The organism is Microcoleus sp. MOSTC5 (assembly GCF_036701825.1).
GTDB classification, from domain to species: Bacteria; Cyanobacteriota; Cyanobacteriia; order Cyanobacteriales; family Microcoleaceae; genus Microcoleus; species Microcoleus asticus.
Map to the genome: position 1 here is coordinate 1 of NZ_JAUBRK010000139.1, position 4,314 is coordinate 4,314.

Here is a 4,314-nt window from a genome sequence, read left to right on the forward strand (position 1 = left end):
TGATTTTAAACCATCCTAATCTTCCTTCAGTCTTGTCTTATGGTACTTTGGCTGCTTAAAAACTGTCCGGAGTATTGCTATATCACAATTATATTTATAAAATTTACGGGCAGCGGCTGTTTTTGGCGTGTAGGATGCCAGAACCGGCGAACCCTCGTTAGTTCGCGTTAGTTTGGGTATAAATTGTGTCTGGTAGTAGGTATCAATTTTTGCTTCAAAATCCGCTGGTACTGTTGATTGTTCAAGTTGGCGGTAGGCACTCTTGAACTCCTGCATGACACCGACGACTGTCAGGTCTTCGCTTAAGGTTTGGCTGTGGTGGTAAAGGCTTTGAAAATAATCTTGGATTCGATCGGTTTTGGCCGCCCGAAGGCTCGTTAATTGGTTGAAGACTTTTTCGGTCAGAGTAGCTTTCCCACTGCTAGAGCATAGATAGGTGCTGGCGACCATAGCGCAAACGCTGACTACCAGCAACATAACTATGAGTTTTGTCTTGATACTTAATTAATTCAGTAATTGCATAGGAGGTTTTTTGATATTCTTTGCCTTATTTTTTTCCTGTCTAAGAATTAGAATAAAAAGCTAATCTCTGATTATTGTTGGCGATCGCCTTGCAACGGCTCGCATTTCAGTCAGGACAAGCTTTTATACTGACAGATTCCTCACCTGTCAGTTATAAAAGCACATCAAACACCTCTTACCTTCTTCCTCGTTCTGCTAGACTCGATGCTCCATTTGGGAAAACCCCAGATGCTCTCATACGAGATGCGGCCTCTCAACTTCGCCTTCAGGACAAGCTTTTATACTAACAGATTCCTCACCTGTCAGTTATAAAAGCACATCAAACACCTCTTATCTTCTTCCTCGTTCTGCTAAGCTCGATGCTCCACTTGGGAAAACCCCAGATGGTCTCATACGAGATGCTGCCTCTCAAATTAACCTTTGCCTTGCTCAGATCGCGACAGCTACAGAAGTAGCGCCACTCCTCCAACAAAAACTAATATTTGAATTGCTAAAAGCGTGCGATCTAGTCGAACAACTCGCGCATAGTTTTCTGGTGTCTCATCCTTAATCCAGTCAGCGGTTACGATCGCTTCCAAAATCGAAATAGTAATCAGTAGGTACGCCAGGGCATATATCTTATCTAACAAAACTAGATAGCCAATATTCGGCAGTGTTGAAGAGTAGGACTGCTGTAAAAATACAGTAGTTAGGAGTGCAGTCACGGATAGGGCAATGCGGGAATCAACATATTGTGGCTTGAGCAGCAATGCTCCCCAACTGGCAGCGACAACAATCACCAGAGGTAACAGCAGTTTCCAAACGAAGAAACTAACGAGTCGAGAGACAGTCAGGGAATATTGTAGAATCGAATACTGAGTTATATCTCCCAATCTTGGATCGCCAAAATTAGTCGTGTACTCATGAACTAGACTCGACACATCAGCAGCTTGAATTTCCCAGCCCGGAATTGATATCTTACTTGAGTAACCCGACTGCTTGTTGTCTGCTACGTAAACCATTTGGTCAACAGTAGAAACTGAATCTTCTAGCGAAATCGTTAGATTCTGCTGATCTAGCGGATACTTTGCCAAAGCAAACGGTTGGACAAAGCGACCTTCAACTCTCACAGCTTGAAAGAAACGACCGTCTGGTAGTTTTTCGGGCTTTTTATATGAGGGGACTGAAGTCGTGTCTGAGTCGCTAACTCCGTTGAAATACTCCAGGTTGGCAGTTGGGTCTAGGTTACCCTTCCACTTAAACCAAACATAAAAGTCCAGGGAGCAAGTATTGCTGGAGATATCAAGATCGTAGAGGTTCATTACAAAGATTCCTGTCTCAACCTGTTGTGATTGAGCAGGAATATCAGACAGTGGCTTGAATGTATCAGACTTTGTTTGAGGCTGAGCCGAAACTCTGACCCCACTACCCAACTGAGTCAAGAGAGCGAGCAGGGCAACGAAAAGTACAGAGATCAGCAGCTTGCGAGTAGGACTGCTTCTAGCGATGTGCATTTAACTAGGGAATCGCGTTTTGACGTTCACGAAAGCGGTGGCTGTCCGGTCTTCTCTGACAGTCTGGCTATGGTTGTTAAGTGTTTCAAAATAATCTTGGATTTGATAAGTCTTGGCCGCCCGAAGGTTGGTTAATTGGTTGAAGACTTTTTCGGTCAGAAGAAATTTACCCACTAGACCATATAAAGGTAGTTGAAAGCATAGCACAAAAGCTGACTACCAGCAACATGACTGTGAGTTTTGTCTTGATACTTAATTGATTCAGTAATTGCATAGGATTTTTCATGATATTATTTACTTTATTTCTATAATGAGACATCATTGAGGACTTTTTATAAAGGCTTTGCGTGTCCCCATTCAAAAATACTATCTGAGGCAAATAGGTCTTTTTATGCCAATTGATTAACTCAGAACTGACACAGCTCGAAGCATATCATTGGAAGGTAAGCTCGTGAAACTTTTTAAACCGCTCTGTGGTCGTCATTATTTTTTACCTTAGTGAAACTAATACGTTTAATTTTGCCTGTTCTGTTCAGATACCCGGCTTCTTAGAAAAGTTGGGTATCTCGCCTTCACCAAAGCTAGGCGGTTGTGAATAGCTGCTTCAAATCTTCAACGAAACTGGTGAAAAATTTGCTCTCATCAACCTGCAACGCTACCCAGGCATTGGCTCCTGTTTTCGGTGCAGGACGACTATCGATCGACGTTTGTCCCAGTGTCAATTCTCCTTTTGTTTCAACTCGGACTTTTGCCCTTTTCAACATCAAAGTTTCTGGATAAAACAGGTATCCCAAGGTTGCTGCATCATGGACAAGAAAACCTGGAATTCCTGCTGTTTCTCGATAACTCAAGGCTGTGCCAATCATGAACTCACAAAGAGCTATCAAGAATTGGGAAAGTTTACTCTCTGGATTCGCCTGAGTAACTGCCTGAGTCATATCTCGCGTGAAAATTAAGTGTCTGGTAACGTCCAACGGCATCACGACAATATCATCTCGGCTGTCAAATACTGTCTGAGCAGCTTCAGCATTAAACCAAATATTGAATTCGGCATGGGGAGTCACATTACCGGAACAGAAAAAAGCACCTCCCATGATGACAATTTCCTTGGCTTTTTTGAGGATGCCAGGACTTTTCGTTTCCGCCGCAGCGAGGTTTGTCACCGGACCGATCGCTACAATGGTAATCTCCCCTGGATCTGCGTTTAACTCGTCGATGATGATTTCGTCGGAGTAGCGAGCATCCTCAAAATTATGGGTAGCTGCGGGTAAAGTATGAGACAGATTGCCCATCCCATCCGCCCCATGAATATGTCCGGCATCTTCCACAACTTGTTTGATGGGGACACCGCGACCCACTTTAATCTCTGGGAACCCTGCTAAATTTAAAATCTGCGACGCATTAGAAAACGTGCGTTTAGCAGCGACATTGCCATCAGCAGAAGTAACGGCCACAAGTTCAGCGAGTCCTTGTTTGACTAAGCCCAGAAGCCAAAGGAAAGCATAAATATCGTCTCCGCCCGGATCGGTGTCGAGAATGATTCTGGGACGAGTGAGTTGAGTTGTCATAGGATAAGGTCCCTCAAGTAAGGGATGATTGTATAAAAGTCCGATCGGGATTAGTATCAAGGCAGCGATCGCGCTTCAAGTCAGCAGCAGCACCTCAATAAACCGATTCCAAGTCAACGCCTATCCTCCTGTTTGCTCTTGCAAAAATGTGATTTCATCCTTAGACAGAGGTGGCTCTTTCAAACTGGCTAGTGCCGTATTCATCTCCTGCATACTGATGGTATCATCTGCATCAACATCAATCGGTAGGAAATAGGTGACAAATTCTGTATATCTCGACATCAACCGTTGATGGCGCAACATTAATTCGCCAAATTCCTCAAAGTCGATCGCGCCACTGCGATCTCTATCCATGCAGTTGAACAGATAGGTGAGTTCACTCTCAGAGAGGACTTTTCCTGCCGGATGTAGGTGAGTTGCAAGCTCCTAGGTTGAGAGGAACCCACTCCGATCGCGATCGATTGCATCGAAGATGTAGCGTAAATCGCCTTTAATCGCAGGGGTTGCCTGCTCAAACAAGATGTTGCGTTGCTGGCCCTGAAGCGCGGCTCTGAAAAGTTCATCCGGCTTGGCTCCCAGCAGCAAACCGGGTAGCAGGTACATGGCGCAACCCAGCAATCCCACCACTGCCCCAATTGGGGTAAAGATGGCAACGCCTAGGGCGTCGGTTCAGTATTAGGAGTTGACAAAAAAGACTGAAAATGATATGTGAATTGAGAAGCCTGTTAAAT

The 4,314-nt window shown here is 44.4% G+C and carries 4 protein-coding genes and 1 pseudogene; all 5 read right to left on the bottom strand.

The genetic code is table 11. The features are described 5' to 3' along the window. Positions 1-15 precede the first annotated feature (15 nt). The gene (locus QUA54_RS33745; RefSeq protein WP_333419328.1) at positions 16-477 is read right to left on the bottom strand and encodes a hypothetical protein; all 462 of its coding nucleotides are present in this window, start codon (positions 475-477) and stop codon (positions 16-18) included. Positions 478-965: 488 nt separating this feature from the next. Next, a complete protein-coding gene (locus QUA54_RS33750; protein WP_333419330.1) occupies positions 966-1,823 on the bottom strand; it encodes a hypothetical protein in 858 nt (285 codons plus the stop codon). A gap of 773 nt (positions 1,824-2,596) precedes the next feature. Beyond that, positions 2,597-3,583, bottom strand: coding sequence for a nucleoside hydrolase (locus QUA54_RS33755; RefSeq protein WP_333419332.1), 987 nt, complete (start codon positions 3,581-3,583; stop codon positions 2,597-2,599). A 120-nt stretch (positions 3,584-3,703) separates the two neighbouring features. Continuing rightward, positions 3,704-3,970, bottom strand: a pseudogene (locus tag QUA54_RS33760) (EF-hand domain-containing protein); the annotation flags it as partial. Positions 3,971-4,009: 39 nt separating this feature from the next. Continuing rightward, positions 4,010-4,210 (bottom strand): hypothetical protein, encoded by a 201-nt coding sequence (locus QUA54_RS33765; protein WP_333419334.1) that lies wholly within the window; start codon positions 4,208-4,210, stop codon positions 4,010-4,012. Positions 4,211-4,314 lie beyond the last annotated feature (104 nt).